The sequence below is a fragment of the Micromonospora sp. DT44 genome, assembly GCF_049841635.1.
In the GTDB taxonomy this organism is placed as follows: Bacteria; Actinomycetota; Actinomycetes; order Mycobacteriales; family Micromonosporaceae; genus Micromonospora.
On the sequence record NZ_JBNCKS010000139.1, the window covers coordinates 1 to 1,218 of the forward strand.

A 1,218-nucleotide genomic window follows, 5' to 3' on the forward strand; every position below is an offset into this window, starting at 1 on the left:
GGTGTGTTGATGGGACGACGAGGACGCAAACGCCGGCTCGAGATCGAGACGGAGTACTGGCGGCTGCTGCAGGCAGGCGTGGGAACGTTCGAGGCTTGCCGGATCGTTGGGATCGGTCGCAAGACCGGCTACCGGTGGCGTGCGGAGAACGGTGGTGTGCCTCCGGCCCGGTTGGGGGAGGAAGCTCGGTCAGGCCGGTACCTGTCGCTGTTGGAACGGCAACGGATCGCCACCCTGCGCAGGCAGGGCCTGACGATCAGGGCGATCGCTGAGCAGTTGGGCAGGGCGCCATCGACGGTGAGTCGGGAGCTGCGCCGCAACGTGCGTCCACATGACCAGGGCGTCTACGACGGCGACCTGGCGCACGCGCGGGCGCGGCAGCGTGCTCGGCGTCCGCGGGGTGGTCGGCTACTCGCCGACGCCGGTCTGCGCGCCGTTGTCCAGGCCAAGCTTGAGGAGGATTGGAGTCCGCAGCAGATCGCTGCGTGGTTGCGACAGGCCCATCCCGACCAGCCATCGTGGCACGTCTGCCACGAGACCATCTACCAGGCGCTCTACCGCGGCGGGCGTGGTGGACTCAGCCGCCAGCTCACGCGCCGGCTACGCACCGGCCGCCCGCTGCGCAAGCGGCGCCGTCGCGCCGATCAGCGCCGCTGCCGCTTCATCGCTCCCACACTATTGATCGAGCATCGGCCGGCCGCCGCCCTTGATCGCACCCGCATCGGGGACTGGGAGGGCGACCTCATCGTCGGTCGGCAAAACCAGTCCGCCATCGCCACCCTCGTCGACCGCACCAGCCGATACCTCCGACTGGTACACCTACCCGTCGACCGCACGGCCGAAGCCGTCCGCGACGCGCTCCTCGCCGTGCTGGCGGAACTGCCCGCAGCCGCGCGCCTCACCCTGACCTGGGACCAGGGCGCGGAAATGGCCTACCACCAACAGATCGCACCGCTACTGCGTGACGGCGTGTTCTTCGCCCACCCCGGCCGGCCCTGGCAGCGCGGTACGAACGAGAACACCAATGGCTTGCTGCGCCAGTACTTCCCCAAGCGCACCGACCTGTCGCAGCACACCGCCGCCGATCTTCGCGCCGTGGAACACCGCCTGAACAATCGGCCCCGCAAAACCCTCGGCTGGCGCACCCCGGCCGACGTCTTCCACACAGCTCTGGCACCCTGACGATCGTCACCGTTGCGACGACAGCTCGAATCCGCC

General features: G+C 69.3%; 1 protein-coding gene. It reads left to right on the forward strand.

From position 1 onward, the window contains the following. Positions 1-9 precede the first annotated feature (9 nt). Positions 10-1,182, forward strand: coding sequence for an IS30 family transposase (locus ACLQ25_RS32645; protein ID WP_425734577.1), 1,173 nt, complete (start codon positions 10-12; stop codon positions 1,180-1,182). Positions 1,183-1,218: the final 36 nt, after the last annotated feature.

Excerpts from the sequence above, each read along its gene's own strand:
- ACLQ25_RS32645 (WP_425734577.1), top strand. The coding sequence starts at position 10 with ATGGGACGACGAGGACGCAAACGCCGGCTCGAGATCGAGACGGAGTAC.